12 protein-coding genes are annotated in these 18,327 nt (G+C 40.7%); 5 read left to right on the top strand and 7 right to left on the bottom strand.

What is annotated here, in order from left to right:
• Window positions 1-48: 48 nt before the first annotated feature.
• On the bottom strand, window positions 49-5,220 hold the full coding sequence (locus AC3E9U_RS03470; protein ID WP_488745527.1) for a DUF8693 domain-containing protein: 5,172 nt from the start codon (window positions 5,218-5,220) through the stop codon (window positions 49-51).
• A gap of 144 nt (window positions 5,221-5,364) precedes the next feature.
• On the opposite strand from AC3E9U_RS03470, the gene AC3E9U_RS03465 reads away from it, so the two are divergent.
• Window positions 5,365-5,847: a regulatory protein RecX gene (locus tag AC3E9U_RS03465; protein WP_488745526.1), complete on the top strand. Its 483-nt coding sequence runs from the start codon at window positions 5,365-5,367 to the stop codon at window positions 5,845-5,847.
• Here the strand turns inward: AC3E9U_RS03465 and AC3E9U_RS03460 are convergent.
• The 4 genes from AC3E9U_RS03460 to AC3E9U_RS03445 all read right to left on the bottom strand — a co-directional run bounded on the left by AC3E9U_RS03460 (window position 5,844) and on the right by AC3E9U_RS03445 (window position 10,155).
• Entirely contained in the window at window positions 5,844-7,001 is a 1,158-nt protein-coding gene (locus tag AC3E9U_RS03460; protein ID WP_488745525.1) for a beta-ketoacyl synthase N-terminal-like domain-containing protein, read from the bottom strand. The two genes, AC3E9U_RS03465 and AC3E9U_RS03460, sit on opposite strands and share 4 nt — an antisense overlap.
• Before the next feature lie 22 nt (window positions 7,002-7,023).
• Complete coding sequence (gene bioA / locus AC3E9U_RS03455; RefSeq protein ID WP_488745524.1) at window positions 7,024-8,295, bottom strand: adenosylmethionine--8-amino-7-oxononanoate transaminase; 1,272 nt, start codon at window positions 8,293-8,295, stop codon at window positions 7,024-7,026.
• 96 nt (window positions 8,296-8,391) lie between these two features.
• Window positions 8,392-9,009, bottom strand: a complete 618-nt coding sequence (gene bioD, locus AC3E9U_RS03450; protein WP_488745523.1) for a dethiobiotin synthase — start codon at window positions 9,007-9,009, stop codon at window positions 8,392-8,394.
• Window positions 9,010-9,015: 6 nt separating this feature from the next.
• Window positions 9,016-10,155 carry an aminotransferase class I/II-fold pyridoxal phosphate-dependent enzyme gene (locus AC3E9U_RS03445; protein ID WP_488745522.1) on the bottom strand — a complete coding sequence of 380 codons (1,140 nt, stop codon included), beginning with the start codon at window positions 10,153-10,155 and terminating at the stop codon, window positions 9,016-9,018.
• Window positions 10,156-10,277: 122 nt separating this feature from the next.
• Between AC3E9U_RS03445 and AC3E9U_RS03440 the strand changes: the two genes are divergently transcribed.
• From AC3E9U_RS03440 to AC3E9U_RS03425, 4 genes are all read left to right on the top strand, one after another.
• Entirely contained in the window at window positions 10,278-10,781 is a 504-nt protein-coding gene (locus AC3E9U_RS03440) for a DUF2975 domain-containing protein (protein WP_488745521.1), read from the top strand.
• Window positions 10,782-10,783: 2 nt separating this feature from the next.
• A complete protein-coding gene (locus AC3E9U_RS03435) occupies window positions 10,784-11,002 on the top strand; it encodes a helix-turn-helix domain-containing protein (protein WP_488745520.1) in 219 nt (72 codons plus the stop codon).
• Window positions 11,003-11,173: 171 nt separating this feature from the next.
• Complete coding sequence (locus AC3E9U_RS03430) at window positions 11,174-13,132, top strand: biosynthetic peptidoglycan transglycosylase (RefSeq protein ID WP_488746128.1); 1,959 nt, start codon at window positions 11,174-11,176, stop codon at window positions 13,130-13,132.
• 102 nt (window positions 13,133-13,234) lie between these two features.
• Window positions 13,235-15,625, top strand: coding sequence for a T9SS type A sorting domain-containing protein (locus AC3E9U_RS03425; protein ID WP_488745519.1), 2,391 nt, complete (start codon window positions 13,235-13,237; stop codon window positions 15,623-15,625).
• Between the two features lie 39 nt (window positions 15,626-15,664).
• Here the strand turns inward: AC3E9U_RS03425 and AC3E9U_RS03420 are convergent, their stop codons facing one another.
• Window positions 15,665-16,414 (bottom strand): LytR/AlgR family response regulator transcription factor, encoded by a 750-nt coding sequence (locus AC3E9U_RS03420; RefSeq protein WP_488745518.1) that lies wholly within the window; start codon window positions 16,412-16,414, stop codon window positions 15,665-15,667.
• Window positions 16,411-18,243: a tetratricopeptide repeat-containing sensor histidine kinase gene (locus AC3E9U_RS03415; RefSeq protein WP_488745517.1), complete on the bottom strand. Its 1,833-nt coding sequence runs from the start codon at window positions 18,241-18,243 to the stop codon at window positions 16,411-16,413. Before AC3E9U_RS03415 ends, AC3E9U_RS03420 begins: the two co-directional genes overlap by 4 nt.
• Between the last annotated feature and the right edge of the window lie 84 nt (window positions 18,244-18,327).

Below are 18,327 nucleotides of genomic sequence, written 5' to 3'. Positions count from 1 at the left end.
AGAATTTTAGTACTGACGCTTTTTTTAAACTTTGTATTGAGATGCCTCTTAGTAAATCACTTTCTTGCTAACGTTTGAACCATCTTCCAGAACAACTTTTACTATCAGAGCTGCCTGAGCAGGTTTCACATTGCTTATTTTCGTCGAATTACTGTTCACATTTTTCACTTCTCCGATTACACGCCCTAACATATCATACACCGTAATTTCTTTGATTTTTTCAACTGACGACGTAACATTGATTCCGTCATTAGCAAAAATAAGAACTGAATTTACCGCAGCATCAAAATTACTATTTCCAAGCGTAGTGTTAGTGAAACGCAGCACAAAACGGTTGTTAAACTCACCGGCTGGCGTAGAGAAAACATAATTTGAAGCTTTAAGATCATGGATAATATTCAGCTGTCGATCCTCGATGTAAACATTCTGATTACGAAGCGCACCTTGAATATCGCCAATGGAAATCGTATATGTTTTTTCATAAGCCGAACTGAATCCCAACGGAATTCTGTCGTTTACATCAAAAGAACTTCTACCCTGAATTTTAAAAGGTTTATCAGCAATCATGGAATAGAAGGCTGCATAAGTTGGAACCTTTATGTAAAAACCATCATATCCTCTGTCTTCTCCCATAGTTGCGTTCGGGAAGAAACCAATCAATTGCTGACTAAAGATCCCTTCACTATTGGATAAATTTAACCACAGTCTGTCTTTTTCAACCGGACCCGCAGCGGTTTTATAAAAATTGGTATTGTCATACGTACTTCCTCTCATGCTGTTATTAAAGAACACTGAGGTAGCCGCAATCACTTCCACCTCAAACCCTTGTCCCGAAGCTATGAAACCATTTGGCACATTGCTGTTGCCGTTCCCTGTCAGCAAACCGGCTCTTGTACCTGTTCCACCGGCAAGATTATAATAAGCATAATCATCCGGACTGAAATTATAAGCTTGCGGACCCGGATTCACAGCTGCCACCTGAATATCACCTTCATGAGTCCAGAAATACAACGTTCCCGAAATATTCGTGTTTTGTGTAATAAAAGCATCTGCACTAACGGCTGACGGATAAGGATTCCCTACCAGATTAAAATCATCATTAGCTTTTGTGTTGTCTAAACTTAATGAAACCGCTTGATTAATTACTCCGTTATTTACAGCACCACTGTAAACGGCACCTTGTTGTGCCGGGTATGACTGAATGATCTTACCCATTGCCGCGTAACCTCTTCCCGGTGACATAATTTCGGATTGCGGTGTAAACACCCATGCATCCTGATCATCGTCATGCATATCATTGTTATCATCTCTGTAGGTAGCGGTATTGAATTTAAAAATGTAATTGGTCTGCCATTGACTGAATACACTTATCGGGGCATTTGCAATTGGTGATGACCAATAGGTATAATCATAAAGATCAAATGGTGTGCTCATTTTACGAACATTTGTGGTTCCGTTGTTGGTTACCACACCTGCATCACTAATCATTACTAAAGAACCCTGATTCTGAACTTCAAGAATTCCATTTACCGTTAAATTGTTTTGAATCAGCACATAATCCGTATTCTTGATATCCAAAGTATAAGTACTGTTGATCAATAGACTGCAACATTCAAAATCACCGTTAACGGCAGTATCATAATTTCCGTTGATGATGGCCAAAGTCGACAAAGTTGGAATTCCGTTTGACCAGGCTGTTCCGTTCCATGTTGTAGATGGAGCACCCTTAATTATTACCGCGTTTGAAGCAACAAAGCAGGTAGCTGTATTTTCTCTAACCTGACAATAATATTGGTAATTGTCCAATCCAACAATAGAAGCGATGTTCAGTGCAGCCGTTGTAACTCCCGAATAAACTCCCGTATTAGTTAATGCTGACCAAGTCGCTGAACCGGGAGCTGCAACATACCATTGGTAGGCTAATGCATTCCCGCCTGGAAAACCTTCCGTAGCTGTAACATTAACAACGATTGCTGTTGTAGAACACGTAATATTTACTGAAGGCTGAGCGCTAATACTTGCCGTGTTTTTAACACTGGCAGGGAAAGATCCCAAATCTGTACAATCTTCAGCACTCAATAAATCCCAGTCCGCAGCATTATACGTAACCGTTGGGCCTGCTGCAGTAGCTTTTCTTTTTATTGTATACCCGATTTCATTCGGACAATAAACCACATCCACAGGGACATTATTTTTTGTTAATCGGATTTCATCCTGCGCATTGATTCCCTGAGCAGCCGAATTAAAATCCCAAGTTTTCACACAAGGAACACCGGTGTCGCCTAAATCTGCAAGGAAAACACCTCCAGCGGGAACAATACCTGATAAAGCAATCGTTCTTGTTGGCGAAGCATCGCCAATTGTCCCGTATCTTTCAAATTTATAAACCGAAGCAGCCAAATCGATAGGAAGTGCCGTAGGATTATACAATTCCATATGCCAAACATTATTACTTTGTGAATCATACACCTCTGAAATTATCAGATCCGTAAAGGCAACGGCTGATCCCTGACAAGAAGTATTGTCACTAGTAATAACGGTAAACGAGGTACTAGCTTCACATGGTTGCGAATCCGCAACAACAAGACTTCCTGTAGTAGCACCGGAAGGAACCGTCACAACCAGTTGCGTCGCGGAACTTGAAACTACAGTCGCAACAACCCCATTAAAAGTTGCCGTAGCCCCTGCCAAGGAACCTGAACTTGCCGTAATGGTTACTTCAGTTCCTACAGGCCCGGAAGCCGGCGTAACAGAAGAAATGGACGGTGGTGTACACGGTGTTCCACAATACACATTAAGATCATCGATATAAATTGTATTCGCGCCGGATACTATCCTGAAACTAACGTTTGATAATCCTGATAAATTGGGTGAACTTGACAAATCAAAACTAACTATGGATCCTGCCGTAGTGGCGGTAAAAGTCCCAATACTAACCCAAGCTGTAGCCCCAACTCTATAATACAAGGTCCCCAACTGTCCTCCGCTTCCGCTGGCATCCACATTAAAATTGATTCCAATGGGATTGTTTGTAGCACTGGTGATCAAGTCGGCCCCGGAAGTCAACGCCCTGCAATTAGGCGCACTTGAATAATGGGTAGCCCCTGTATCATTTGAACTTGAACCAGACCATCCGGATGGAACGGTGGTTGCCGAATCAAAATTTGACCCCACACATGGCGGATTCGTAACGAATAATTCTGCAGCATCTGAAGTAATAGGAGCACAAGGAGCACCACCCGAAATTATTACTTGATAAAGATACCCATTCATGGCAAAAGTTGTAGTCGGTGTGGTATAACTGTTTGAATTTGTACCTATATTGCTCCAGGTTGTCCCTCCATCGGTTGAAACCTGCCACTGGTAAGACAATGACGATCCGGTAGCGGTAACCGTAAAAGTCCCGGTGTTCCCTACAACAACAAATTTATTTGTTGGTTGTGATGTAATTGCAGTTGTCGTATTCACAGTAACTGCCAAAGAAACTGTTCCTGCTGACCAACAAGTCTCATTGTTAGCTCTAACATAATAAGTGCCAGAAGTGGCAGCGGTATAAGGCGATGTTGTCGGATTTGACGTTGATGTTCCGGCAGCGGTAGTTTGCCAATAAAGTGTTCCGCTTGGCGCAGAATAATTCAATGTAGCCGGCCCACATGAAGGATTGGCCGAAGCTGAAATTGTTCCTGCAGGATTTGCAGGTATTGCATTTATCGTAACCGTCACCGCTTTTCTGGTCGTGCCTGAACAAGTAGCCGATTCTCCCTGAACGTAATATGTATAGGTTCCTGCCGCTAAAGCAGTTGGTGTTGTTAATGTAGTTCCCGTAACGGTATAGCCACCACCAGTGGCATATTGTGTTCCTCCGGCTGCCGAATCCCAAAACGTATATGATGTGGCATTAGAACTTCCTGTCCCTGTAAAGGTAACCGAAGTTCCCTGACAAACCGCCGCAGGATTTCCTGTAGTCGGGGTTCCCGGTATCGGGTTGATGGTTACTGCGTATGGACCTATTGCACTTGCAGACCAACACGTTCCATTATATGTTCTCACGTAATAATTTCCTGATGAACTAACCGTTAAATTAGCTGCTGCGTCATTTGCTGTTGAAGTTCCGGTAGCGGATGTCTGCCAATAATAAATTTCCGGAAGAGTCGCCGTTCCGGAAAAATTCAGGCTCGTACTTCCGCAGGCCGGTGTCGTTCCCAAAATCGCACCTGTTGGACTCGAAGGTAAGGGGCTAATTATTACTGTTACTGCCGTACGCCCCGCACTTACACACGATCCGTTTTCACCTTGAACATAATATACATAACTTCCAGCACCCAAAGCTGCAGGAGTAGTTAATGTAGTCGAAGTAACTGTATAACCACTTCCTGTAACATATTTAGTCCCACCTGTAGCGCTGTCCCAAAAAGTGTATGTCGCTCCAACACCACTACCAACTCCTGTTAAAATCACAGAATTACCTTGACAAACTGCCGACGGGCTTACTGTTGTTGGATCACTTGGTGTAGAACATGGAGCTACTGTCCAACTCACCACCACGTCATCAATTGACAATCCATGGTCAGATCCAGAATGATCTGGATCATCCCATTTTAGCATAATATAATCACCATCTGCTAAACTAAGTGAAGACACACCAATAGAACTTAATGACACTTGATTAGCAACCAAATTCCCGTTTAATGCTCCAGCCATGCCTCCTGTTATTGGGCCTGTAGCATTAAGTCCAACCACCGAAGTCCATGTGCCGTTTGCATTTGGAGTTAAAGCTGTAATGATAGACGAACTCGTTTTGTAATAAAAGGAAATAGTTTGTGCAGCAGCTGCGGAATTTCTCCATTGTTCTAATTTGTACGAAACCTTAATGTCAGTTATTACATTCCCAGATGTATTTCTCAACAACAAGCCATGAGCAAAGCTACCTGCCGTTCCTGAACCGATTGAACCCAATGCCCTATCTAAAGCAGAAGTTGAACCATAACTATATAAAGCCCCAACATTTGAAGAACCTGTATCGGCAATGTAATTGGCTACTGTCCCCGTTCTTTGAGAATACCAATTCGGAATAGTAGAAGCATCAGTCCACGAAGCATTTCCCGTACTCACTAATCCATCAAAAGACTGGGAATAACTACCTGTAGTAGTCATAGTAACCTGCCCCCAACCATACGTCATAGACAGCAAAAAACACAGTAATAGTAATTTAAATTTCATACAATATGATGTAAAATTTTATACAATTCCTTAAATTTAGTCCGCTTTTATAAATCATTGTAAAAAAGCGGGCATCAAAATTAATTAAAAATAACAGATTTTCAATGCTTTGTGATTAAATTAATGTTAACTTATGAGCAAGTTATGAACTATAATTCTCCAAAAACCAGCACTGTAGAAGAAGCCAAGCGAAAACTGGAATATTATTGCAGCTATCAGGACCGTTGTCATTACGAAGTCACGGAAAAACTGAAATCGCTGAACATGATCCCACAGGCGATTGATCTGATCGTGGTGCATCTGATCGAACATAATTTTCTGAACGAAGAGCGTTTTGCCACAAGCTTTGCCCGCGGAAAGCACAATATTAAAAAATGGGGAAAAGTGCGGATCGTGAACGAACTTAAATTTCGTCAGATATCCAAATACAATATCGAAAAAGCACTAAAAGAAATTTCTGCGCAAGAATATCTGGAGAACTTCCACGATGTAGCCGAAAAACAATGGGAGTCCATAAACGAAAGAAGCATCCCGAAAAAGAAAAAGAAATTTTGTGACTTTCTGGCTCGAAAAGGCTACGAAAACAACCTGATTTTTGAAAAACTAAATGATTTAGCAGGAGATTAAACTGATTTTGAAATCAGCACACTTACCGCATTCCCGCCAAACCCAACAGCATTTACAAGAACTTTACGGATTGCTTTTCTTTTTGTCTGGGGCTTCACAAAAGGCACATCAATGAATTGCTGGTGTTCCATCATCAAAAGCGCCATCTCCATGCTTAAAATACCTGAAGAACCGAAGGTGTGACCGATTTTCCATTTATTGGTGGTAAGCATTGGTAAATCAGTACCAAAAATACTTTGGATCGCTTTATACTCAGACAAATCACCTTTTATCGTTCCCGGTGCATGCATCACTATCGCGTCAATTTCGTTTAAAGGAACCGATCCGATGGCCATACGCATGGATTTTTTAAAACACTCCGCTTCCGTGGAAATTGAAATTCCATGTTCCAAAATATCCGTGGCATATCCAACACCTTCAATATAAGCTAAAGCTTCTTCATTTTCCCCAATTTCAAGACAAACTACCGCCGCACCTTCGCCTAAAACCATGGTGTTTTTGTCCTTTTCAAGATCAAAAGCCTTGCAAGGGAATTCAGTACCGTCCTTCGAGTAGATTTTCAAAGCCTGCATCTGAGCGATCGTAAAAGGCGTCAAAGAAGCTTCACTTCCACCCACCAAAAACTTGTTGGCCATACCTGAACGAAGCCAAGCCACTCCATTCAAAACCGCATGCAACGCCGTTGAACAGGTAATAGAATGTGAAATTTCCGGCCCTGTAGCCTTTAGATCGTGGGCCACCCAGGAAGATATATTCCCCATTGTAGTAGTAGGAGAAGCCAGTGTAGCCGTTTTCCCGGTAGCTATGAATTCTTTAAGGTAATTTTCAAACAGTTCTGTTGCCCCACGAGAGGAACCGATATTGATTCCAAAGGTATCTTCTTCCGTCCAGCCCGCTTGCTGAATCGCCATTCGCGACGCCAACATAGCATACAACACCGAGTTGTCCAACGGTTTGTATTTGTAATCCGATGCTTTTAAATCCGCAACTAGTTCCTGCAATGCGTCCGGTAACGAAGCCACCAGCGTTCTCTGATTGCCTATTTCCTTTTCTGCAATTAAAGAACTATCTTTAAGATACTCTGCCCAAATTTGTTCAGGTTGATTTCCTAAAGGTGAAAAAGAAGCTAGTGCAGTAATGGCAATCGGTTTCAAAACGAATTATTTTTTTGCAAAGTTAACATTCCTCCAATGCTTCTTCTACAGTTTGGTAAATTTTTTCCAGTTGATCGTCCGAAATAACATAAGGAGGTAAAACATAAACGATATTTCCAACCGGACGCAGAATTACACCTTTATCAATAAAAAAGCTGTACAATTTGTTCCTGAAATCGCTGTAATAGCTTTCTGCTTCGTCGGTTTTTATCTCCAACGCGAAAATTACGCCCAAAACACGGGTCGTCGTAACTCTCGGATGATTCTTAATCTTTTGTCGAAAAGCAAGATGACGAAGGTTGATTCGTTGAATATTTTTTTGCATCGCTTCGGATTCCAACAATCGCATACTTGCCAAAGCCGCTGCACAACCTGTGGGATTAGCGGTAAAGGTGTGTCCGTGAAACAAAGCCTTGTTTACATCATCATCATAAAAACCATCGAAAAGTTCTTGTGTAAAAGTCGTTATCGCCAAGGGAATAGTTCCTCCGGTTAAGGCTTTGGACAGGCACATCATGTCGGGTTGTTCCGTCAGATAATCACAGGCGAAATTTTTTCCGGTTTTCCCGAAACCTGTCATCACCTCGTCAGCAATCGTGAATACCTGATATTCTTTACAGATGGCAATGAGTTTATCCAATTCTGCAGCTTCATACATCACCATTCCGGCAGCGCCCTGCACCAGAGGTTCAAAGATAAAACCTGCAAACTCCTGGGTTTTGACAAGCTGGTACAGCGCTTCATAACTCGCTTGTTCATTGCCTTTTGTTGGCACCGGAATCCGAATCACCTCAATCAGCGAACCTTTGAACGCTTCCGTGAAAAAGGAAATCCCACTAGCCGCCATCGCTGCAAACGTATCACCGTGAAACGCGTTTTCGAAGGCTATGATTTTTGTGCGTTTTTCGCCTCTATTGTAAAAAAACTGAAGTGCGACTTTAATGGCAATTTCAACCGCAGTCGATCCGTTATCGGAATAAAAAATCTTTTTTTGATTGTCCGGCAACAACTGCATTAGTTTTTCAGCTATCTGAACAGCTGGTTCATGTGTGAATCCTCCAAACAGAACATGCTCTAAAGTCGTTAATTGCTTATAAATCGCATCGGCTATAAACTTATTGGAATGTCCGTAAGGATTCACCCACCAGGAGGCGATCGCGTCTATGTATTCCTTACCGTTTTCATCCCACAACAAAGCACCTTCTCCTTTAGCTATAGCGATATGAGGCTGTGCGGTTTTGTGCTGGGTATACGGATGCCAGTTGTATTGTATGTCTCTTTCGGATAAGTTCATGTTTTTAGGTATTGTGGAAGAAAGAGTCAAGAAGCAAGACATTGAATTCAAACAATACACGCGTTCGCCAATCTTACCTCTTGGTTCTTTTTCTTTTTATAAATTCTGAAGGGGTTCTCTAAATAAATCGGCGTAATAACGCACAACATTCTGATCGAAATAGGGCTCGTTTTCAATGCGTCCTATCATTTTTAAACCGGTTTTCTTCAGAATAATTTCTTCCGAAGCGCTGTTTTCTTCACCATTAAAAATAATTCCGGCCAAATCCAGCTTACGGCTTTTTAATGCCTCAACCGTTAACAAAGTATGGTTGATACTTCCCAGATAATGTCGGGACACGATGATCACTTTATGATCAGGCTTGATCAGATCAATTATGCAGTCGGTTTCATTTAAAGGCACAAAAACACCACCCGCTCCCTCGATTACGAGGTGCCTTTTCGTTTCTGGTTCTTTTATGTTTTTTATGTCGATAGTAATACCGTCCAATTCCGCAGCCAAATGTGGACTGGCAGGAGTCTTAAGCGCATACGAATTAGGAAAGAATTCCGATTTCTTATTTGCTATGTATTTTTGGACTTTATGACTATCGGAATTTTCCAAATCACCTGCCTGAACAGGTTTCCAATAATCTGCTTCCAAAGCTTCTGTTATGATTGCAGAGGCAATGGTTTTGCCTACGTCGGTTCCTATACCGGTAATGAAGATTTTCATACTATATTAAAAAACAAACTTACTCAACAATTGTAAAACTTCAGTGATTTCTTCCTTCGAATTATAACTGTGCAGGCAAAAACGCAGACGTTCCTGCCCATGGGGTACCGTAGGCGATAAGATAGCTTTTACATCAAAACCTCTTTCTTGCAACTGCTCTGCAATGGTTTTCACCTTTTCATTTCCGGGAATGATCGCTGATTGGATTGCCGATTTACTGCGAACAAACAACGGTTTCAACCCTAACAGGTTTTTCTCCTGATTAAAATGCACGATATTATTACGAAGTTTATGGATTTCCTCAGCTTTCAGTTGCTGGTAGGCCATCAGAATTGTCGCTACGGAATGTGGAGATAATCCCGTGGTATAAATGAAACTCCGGGCAAAATTGACCAGGTAGTTCTTTAATTCCGCACTACCCAAAACAGCTGCTCCATGACAACCCAAACCTTTACCAAAGGTCATGATACGGGCAAAAACCTTATCCTGCAGTCCCATGCTTTGCGCCAATCCTTCCCCATTTTCACCAAAAACTCCGAGTGCATGGGCTTCATCAAGTACTAAAAGACAACCATATTTTTCACACAATGAAGTAAGCTCTTCCATATTCGGGCAATCACCGTCCATGGAAAAAACACTTTCAGTCACGATGTAGATTTCGGAATTGTCATTTTTAAAACGGAGAATCAATTGCTCGAGCGCTGCAAAATCATTGTGCCCAAACTTATAGGATTTGGCATTCGACAATTGAATTCCATCCCGAATGGAGGCATGACTCAATTCATCATACAAAATCACATCGCTGCGCTGCGGCACCGAACTAAAAAAACCCACATTGGCATCATAACCCGAATTAAAGATCAAAGCGCTCTCCGACCTCTGGAACTGCGCAATGAAATCTTCCGTTTCCGAATACAAAATATGATTTCCCGAAAGCAGACGAGAACCGGTGGCTCCATTGTTTTTAATATTTCTATCACATAAAAACTGATGGGTACCTTCAAAAATAGATTCGCTTTTCGAAAAACCGAGATAATCATTGGAAGAAAAATCGATTAACGCGTTTTGTTCTGCTAATTTTCGGAGGGAATTGCTCTGAATCCTTTGGTTCAATTTACCGGCTAATGATTTCGGAAAGTGTTTCATGATTCAAAGATAAAAATCTTTTTGAGTTTCATTTTACAGAAAAATAATTGTTTTTCAATTTTTTATTATTGTTTTTCGATAATTTTTATACATTTGCTGCAACCAATTAAACTTAAAATTTTATGAAAAAACTAAACTTCCTAAAAGCCATCGTTGATTATGTATGGATAATGTCGGTTATATGCTATCCATTAATCATAATTGTCGCCATTATGCTGATTATTGATGAAGACAGTATTGACATTCCTTTGAAAATTTCAGGAAATGAAATAACTTTAAACTCCATTTGGAGCAGAATTTCCTTATTGATAAGCGTTGCCAACTTTGGAATTGTCTTATTTGCCCTGTTTCATTTCAAAAAATTATTATTTAATTTCAAACAAAAGTTGATCTTCGAAACAGAAAGCCACCTGCTTTTAAACAAAATAGGCCAATTGATTATTTTCTCCTCCGTTATCTATATTATTTCGGAAACTATTTCCCGATTTTCCACAGGCACAGTGGCAATAGAATTTGGTTTTGGACCTTTTTTGTATCTTCTCGCATTAGGACTTTTCTTTGTTGTTTTATCAGAAGTATTTAAAATTGGAAAACGAATTAAAGAAGAAAACGAATTGACCGTATAACCATGCCAATCATTGTAAATTTAGATGTAATGCTGGCCAAACGAAAAATGCGGTCCAACGAACTCGCGGAGCAAATAGGCATAACCACAGCTAATTTATCGATTCTCAAAACCGGAAAAGCGAAAGCTATCCGGTTTTCAACTTTGGAGGCTATTTGCGATATTCTCGAATGTCAGCCGGGAGACATTATGGAGTATATTCCGGAGGAAAAAAAGTCGTAAATTAGCCTATCCATTTTGCGCCCCTTGGGAACCTTTATCCGAAATACGTCAAATCGCAGAAACATCATACGCAAAATAAATTTCGGAATTGCAAGAAAAATACGTCCGCTAAGAAATTAGAAATGGAAATTTTAGTAGTTTCGCTGTCACAATAACATCTTTTCAATGGCCATACGATCAAAAAAGCAAAAGTTTTTTCTCTTTCTGAAAATCTTCGCAGTACTGTTACTGTTGGCTTTGGTCGGAATCTATTTCTTCCGCGATACCTTACTGCAAAAAGTCATTGCCAAGGCAGAATCCAAATTCGATACCGAATACAATTGCCTTTTTAAGGTCAAAAGCGCTAACTTCAATGGAATTTCCGGTGTTGAACTTAACGACATCGTCTTAATTCCGAAGGCTGCCGATACACTTTTATCCGTAAAAAAAATAAAAACCAGTTACAATATTTTAGAACTGCTCACCGGCGACATTCAGCTGAAAAATCTCGAAATGAAGGATGGTTTCATCCAATTGGTGAAGAACGAAAACGGACGTAATTTCGATGCCTTTCTGAAGCGGGACAAAACCGAAGAGTCGAATGAAAGACGCAATTACGCCAAATTAGCTTACCGTTTGCTGTCAAAAGTACTGAATTTGGTTCCGACCGAAATGAAACTGGAAGATCTTTCCCTACGAATGGACGACATGGGCCGGAAAGTGACTTTGCACATGAACAAACTGCAACTGGAAGACCATCAGTTACAAACGGCAATCCATGTAAAAACCAATACCTTTTCACAGGACTGGAACATTAAAGGTTTTGCCAATCCCCGTGAAAAAAAGGCCGATCTAAAATTCTTCAGCAGTGATACTTCCAAAATCCAACTTCCTTATATCGATGAGCGCTTCGGATTAAAATCAAGTTTCGACAACATTCACGTTAAGCTGGACAAACTCGAAATGGAAAGCGGTGAATTGCATATTGACGGATTTACATCGATTGAGAATTTCACTATCAATCATCCTAAAATTGCAAAAAAAGATGTGGTGATTCAAAACGCGCGCTTCGACTATAAATTCCTGTTAGGAAGGGATTTTATTTCGATAGACAGTACCTCAACGGCACAATTGAATAACATCAAAGTACGTCCGTTTGTTGAGTACAACACTGAAGAAGACACGATTTACAAACTGAAACTCGACATCCCGAAAATGAAAGCGCAGGATTTCATCACTTCGCTACCGAAAGGACTCTTTACCCATTTTGAAGGCATGGAGGCCGACGGAAATTTCGATTACAAACTCAACTTCGAATACAATAAAAACAAACCGGACAAATTAATTTTCGACGTCAAACTCAATAAAGAAAATTTGCGAATTCTGAAGTACGGCGAGGCCAATCTGGCGATGCTTAACGAACAATTCACCTACCGCGCCATCGAAAACGGAGTGCCGCAACGCCCAATTTTAGTGGGTTCTGCCAATCCGGGTTATACACGATTGGATGAGATTTCACCGTATCTGGAAAAAGCGGTCTTAACCAATGAAGACCCGTCTTTTTACCGTCACCACGGATTTATCAATGAGGCATTCAAACAATCGATCGTAAAAAACATCCGCACGAAGAAATTTTCCCGCGGCGCCAGTACAATCAGCATGCAATTGGTGAAAAATGTATTCTTAACACGAGAGAAAACGCTTTCGAGGAAATTGGAAGAAATTCTGTTAGTGTATATCTTGGAAAACAACCGCATCGCTTCTAAATCGCGTATGCTGGAAGTCTATTTCAACATCATTGAATGGGGACCGAACGTATATGGTATTGCCGAAGCCGCACAGTTCTACTTCCAGAAAAGACCTAGTGATTTAACGTTGAACGAATGTCTCTATTTGGCTTCCATCGTACCGAAACCAAAAAAATTCATGTGGCAGTTTGACGATCAAGGCAATCAGAAATCTTACGCTCAGAAAAACCAGAAATACATCAAAAACCTGATGTTGCGCCGTGCCTTAATTTTCCCGGAAGATACGGTAGGCCAATCCGATCCGATCTACGTTTCCGGTCGTGCACGATCATTCCTGAAACTTAAAATGGTTCAGGACACCATCGCGGTGGATTCAACTTTGGCTGATGAGTTTGATTTTTAGCCACTTACTCTGAAGTTTCTTTTTTTGCATAAGTACTATTTCTATCACAAATCATTTTTTTTTATAAATAATATTAGTAATAGTTTTGCAAAAAAATATCATATGAGAAAACTTTACTTACAAATATTGCTTATTGCATTTTTCGTATCATCTTACGCACAAGCTCCGTCTATTCAATGGCAAAGAGCTTATGGGGGAACTAATTGGGATTCTATGGATGATATCCAATTAACAAGTACCGGCGGATACATTATGGCCGGTTATACGAATTCAAACGATGGTGACATCTCCAATAATGCTTCTGGAAATGGCAACGCTTGGATCGTTAATTCAAGCAGTTCGGGAACAATATTATGGGAAAAAACTTTTGGAGGATTTGGTTCTGACGGTGTATCTAGCATAGCTGTTACCAATGATGGCGGCTATATCTTTAGCGGTGGATCAAACTCAACTAATGGCATTTTTTCAGCCAATCACGGTTTAGATGATGGTTGGATTGTTAAATTGGACGGCTCTGGCAACATTGAATGGCAAAAAATATTGGGTGGCTCAGGGATGGACTACATAAACCAAATAAAAAAAACCAATGATGGTGGATATGTCGCTATTGGTTATTCCGAATCCAATAACGGTACGTTAAATTTAAATCATGGTTATTATGATTACTGGATTCTAAAACTGGATGCATCAGGAAATATCCAATGGCAAAAATCATACGGAGGATCCGATGCAGACTATGGCCTATCCATAACTCCAACTTCCGACAATGGTTATCTAGTAAACGGATACTCCCAATCAAGTGATGGAAATGTCATTGGGCATCATACAAGCAATTTTTCGAACAACCAAGACTATTGGGTATTAAAACTAGACGGTTCAGGCAACATAGCTTGGCAAAAAAATCTAGGCGGAGGGGACGGGGATTTTGGAGTGGATGCTGTTCAATCCAGTGATGGAGGCTACATCATTGTGGGTGATACATCTTCCAACGATGGAGATGTTATGGGCTCGCAACGACGTGGTGAAATTTGGGTGGTAAAACTTGATCCGTCTGGAAATATTGTGTGGCAAAAAGCCTATGGCAGTTCAGGATCTGAAGTTGCTGCGAAAATCACTGAAACAAGTGATAACGGATACGTACTGATTAGTTATGGCCGAAATTCTATTGACGGAGATATTACAAATAACCATGGATCAGATGATTATTGGATATTGAAAATAACCAGTACCGGAACGATTCAGTGGCAAAAATCATACGGAGGTAGTTTAAGTGATATTCCCGCCGGAATTTTACAGACCTCGGACGGCGGATACATTGTTGCAGGACATACTAATTCCAATGATGGAGATATAGCTGGATTTCATGGCAGTGTAGATGGCTGGGTAGTTAAGTTAGGCCCGGGCGGAAATGCAATACCACCAACACCTCAATTTGCAAGCTTGCTAGGCCCTTCCACAGGATCAATAGCAGCCGATTCCCAGTATACAATAAAGGGACAAGTAATGGTTTCCGGGTTAACGGATGTTGAGCCTAACATTTCTGGTCAGTCACCGGGAATTCAGGCTTGGGTGGGAATTAGTCCTCCAGGACAAAACATACATCCCATGTATTGGTCGAATTGGGTTCCTGCCACGCACAATGGAAGTTATATAGGGAATAATGAAGAATATATCGGGCAAATCACCTGCAATATTGGAGCAACCAACTATTATTATGCCACACGATTTTTATTAAATGACGGCACTTTTGCTTATGGCGGGATCAACAGTTCAGGACAAGGAAATTACTGGGACGGAGTAAACTATAAAAGTGGGGTATTGGCAGTATCTGAAATACCGTTGCAAGGTGTTTACAATACTATGGTAGAAAAACTGGACTCTGCCGGAGGACCTTATTATTTTACAAATGAGTCCGTTTCGCATGTTTCCTTAAACGAATATAGAACTATAAATACAGCACATTTTTACCCTCAAGGCGGTACTCCAGGAAGTACAGGCACAGCTGCCCTCCCTCTCCCGACTGGGGCTGGTCGATCAGGCTATAGTTTTAAAAGGGTAGGACAAAATATTGCAGTTGAAAATCAGATGTTATTTGAATACTACGGTAATAACATATACCAAACACCTGCACAATTTTCCGCAAGTACGTACAATCCGACCACAGGGGTTATCGTGGTTGAATATACAATAAGTTTCAGCGCCGGTGATAGATCATATCGAAGCACTTACACCCCTGCCTCCCTTGGAAACAGTGAAGCTACAATCCGTTCCTTCTCCTACTACCCTAATCCTGTAAAAGATGTATTGAACATAAACGGTATTGATTCTGCTTTCAGTTTTGAAATTTATAATCTTATCGGACAACAAGTGAGCAGCGGAAATGTAAAATCGAGCGAAAATCGAATTAACATGTCCCAACTTGAAAAAGGGACTTATATCGTAAAAATAATTTCAGCTTCCGAAATAAAAACAATGACGATTATTCGCAATTAAAAATATAAATACCCGTTGAAATGGCCAACGGGTATTTTTTTATTTAAAATTTCGCAGAAACTCATCTTTGTATGTCGGTGATATTTCGATTTCCGCGCCATCATTAAGCATGATGTAACCTCCTTTGTTATAGGATTTCACAAAGTTAATATTGATGATATGCGACTTGTGTACCCGTAAAAAAGGAAAAGGCAAAATCTCCGAAAAGTGTTTCAGGAAACGACATACCATTTTTTTACTGCCATCCGCCAGATGCAAATCGGTAAAATTACCATTACCGCGCAATCGGACGATGTCTTCCATTTTCACCACTTCGAAACCTTCCAACGTTGGTAAAATAACCTGTTTTTTCTCCGGTTGCGTTTCACGGAAATTCTCTACGATGATTTTGTTCCGATTGAAAAGCTCATTGTTCAGTATATGCTGTTGTACTTTGTTCACTGCCACAATTAATTCTTCAATACTGATGGGTTTCAGCAGATAATACGCCGCACTTTGATTTAAAGCTTTCAGCGAATATTCCGAAAAAGCGGTTACGAAAATCGTTTCGAACTGCAGATCCTTGCAGGCTTCCAAAACATCAAAGGCGTTTCCAAAAGGCATTTCCACATCCAGAAACACTAACTGCGGAGTTACTTCATGCAACAGCGGCACGGCTTCTTTAATGTTTTGCGCTTCACCTATGACTTCTATTTGCGGGCAATATTTGCTCAGATAATTTTTGAGCACTTCACGCGCGGCGGATTCGTCTTCTACAATTACGGCTTTTATTTTAGAAATCGTCATCATATTTTATCTAGCAAAGGGAAAGTCAGCGTCACCATAGTTCCGGTAGTGCCGCTGTTTTTTTCGGTGATGGAAAAATCGATACTTGTTTTATACAATTCGTTCAACAGACTGATGCGCTCTTTGGTATTTGTAACTCCCCGCGACTGATGCACTTTCTGATTACGGGTTTTGAGTGCGGCGCTTTCGGTCAGGCCAATACCGTTGTCATCCACGATTACCGAAACTTTACCTCGGTTGAGTTCGAATTTCAGCAACAACAAACCTTTGGTTTCCCGGTAACGCAAGCCATGCCAAATCGCATTTTCCAGATGAGGCTGAATAATCATGTTCGGCACCAATGTTGTTTCAGTATCGAGTGCATCATCAACCACAATCTGATAGTCGAATTTATCCTGAAAACGCAAGTGTTCCAAATCAAGATACTTTTTCAACTGCTCAATTTCGTTGCCCAAACTGATAAAATCCTTGTTGGAATTCTCCATCATGTTCCGCATCAGATGCGAATAGGAAGTCAGGTATTTATTGGCTTCCAGTTCTTTGTTCTGTGAAATAAACTGGTTCACACTGTTCAGACTGTTGAAAATAAAATGTGGATTCATCTCCCGACGCAACGACTGCAGGGCAATTTTCTTATTCTTCGTTTTGATGGAATACAACGTCTTTACAATTAGTCCCACCAGTAAAAGCAACAACAAAACCGAACCCATCAATACATAATTGAACGTATTTTTCTTGGATAGCAACTCGTCTTTCAGGGCTTTTTCTTTTTCCAGCTGACGGATTTTTTCTTCAGTCACCTGAAACGTTTTCTCATCGATCAAAGAGCTGTCGTTTCTAATCAGTTTATCAAAATTCTGAAAGAAATCATCATATAAAGCAATGCTTTCTTTGTCTTTTCCGTTCTTTTTATAATATTGGAGCAACTGAAGTAAACTCGTTTTTACCTCATCCGTCTTCCCTTGTTGCAAGGCTAATTGATAGGCTTTTTGTAATGAAGCAATGGCTTTTTCCGGTTCATTTTTCTTGAAATAGATCGTCGCCAATTCCTGTAATTGCCTGATCTGCGTATCAAAATCGGATTGGTTTTGCGCTTCGGTCAACAATTTCTCATTGATGGCAATGGCTTTGTCAAATTGATTGTCGGAGGCATAGACTTTCGCAATTTCAGTTTTCAGTTTTACGACTTCTTCCGGTTTGTCCTTAGAATACGAAATCGCTTTTTCATAGCTTTCGATTGCAACTTCCTTATTTTTTTGCTGCAGACTCGCTTCCGCCTGTTGCACATAAGCATCAGCTACTTCTTCTTGTTTATCAGCTTTTTTTTCCAACAATTGAACATTCGATCTGGAATAGTTCATCTGAGCCGCCGGATTATTTGCGTTACGAAGTCGGTTCGCATCATTCATATTAACCTGTTCGTAGCTTTTATCCGGTGCTGCCGCCCCTGCCGCTTCATAACTTTGAATCGCCGAACTGATCTTGTTTTGGGATTCCTGTACTTTAGCCAGGTTTCGCGTTACACGTGTCTTATCACTTGTACGATTAAGCTTGGTATAAGTGGACAACGCTTTTTTAAGGTATTCCTCCGCTTTGGCATTGTCGCCTTTTTCCATGAATCCGTCGGCCAGTTTTTCATAATTTTTGGCAATTTTCACCTCATCGTTGGCATCCAGCGATTCTTTCAGATCATCCGCCGCTTTGCTGATTTTATAAGAAGCCGCTTTTTTACTTTTCGTAGCCGGAGGCTGAATAGTATCCTGTGCAGAAGCCTCAAAAGTGAAGTTCAGCAGTAAAAAAAGTAAAGTAAAAAAGGCCGTTTTCCGTGACATTTCTATTGGTTTCTATGTAAATGTAAAGTAAATATTTTAAAAACGGTTCCGCAAGGTGTTTCACCAAGTCAAAACCCGGTTTCA

Source organism: Flavobacterium sp. 21.1, assembly GCF_057801535.1.
This window is presented reverse-complemented; position numbering and strand designations above follow the sequence as displayed.

Coding starts and splice junctions, on each gene's coding strand:
- AC3E9U_RS03470 (WP_488745527.1), bottom strand. CDS start 5,220: ATGAAATTTAAATTACTATTACTGTGTTTTTTGCTGTCTATGACGTAT.
- bioD (WP_488745523.1), bottom strand. CDS start 9,009: ATGAAAATCTTCATTACCGGTATAGGAACCGACGTAGGCAAAACCATT.
- AC3E9U_RS03435 (WP_488745520.1), top strand. CDS start 10,784: ATGCCAATCATTGTAAATTTAGATGTAATGCTGGCCAAACGAAAAATG.
- AC3E9U_RS03445 (WP_488745522.1), bottom strand. CDS start 10,155: ATGAAACACTTTCCGAAATCATTAGCCGGTAAATTGAACCAAAGGATT.
- AC3E9U_RS03415 (WP_488745517.1), bottom strand. CDS start 18,243: ATGTCACGGAAAACGGCCTTTTTTACTTTACTTTTTTTACTGCTGAAC.
- AC3E9U_RS03465 (WP_488745526.1), top strand. CDS start 5,365: ATGAACTATAATTCTCCAAAAACCAGCACTGTAGAAGAAGCCAAGCGA.
- bioA (WP_488745524.1), bottom strand. CDS start 8,295: ATGAACTTATCCGAAAGAGACATACAATACAACTGGCATCCGTATACC.
- AC3E9U_RS03420 (WP_488745518.1), bottom strand. CDS start 16,414: ATGATGACGATTTCTAAAATAAAAGCCGTAATTGTAGAAGACGAATCC.
- AC3E9U_RS03440 (WP_488745521.1), top strand. CDS start 10,278: ATGAAAAAACTAAACTTCCTAAAAGCCATCGTTGATTATGTATGGATA.
- AC3E9U_RS03425 (WP_488745519.1), top strand. CDS start 13,235: ATGAGAAAACTTTACTTACAAATATTGCTTATTGCATTTTTCGTATCA.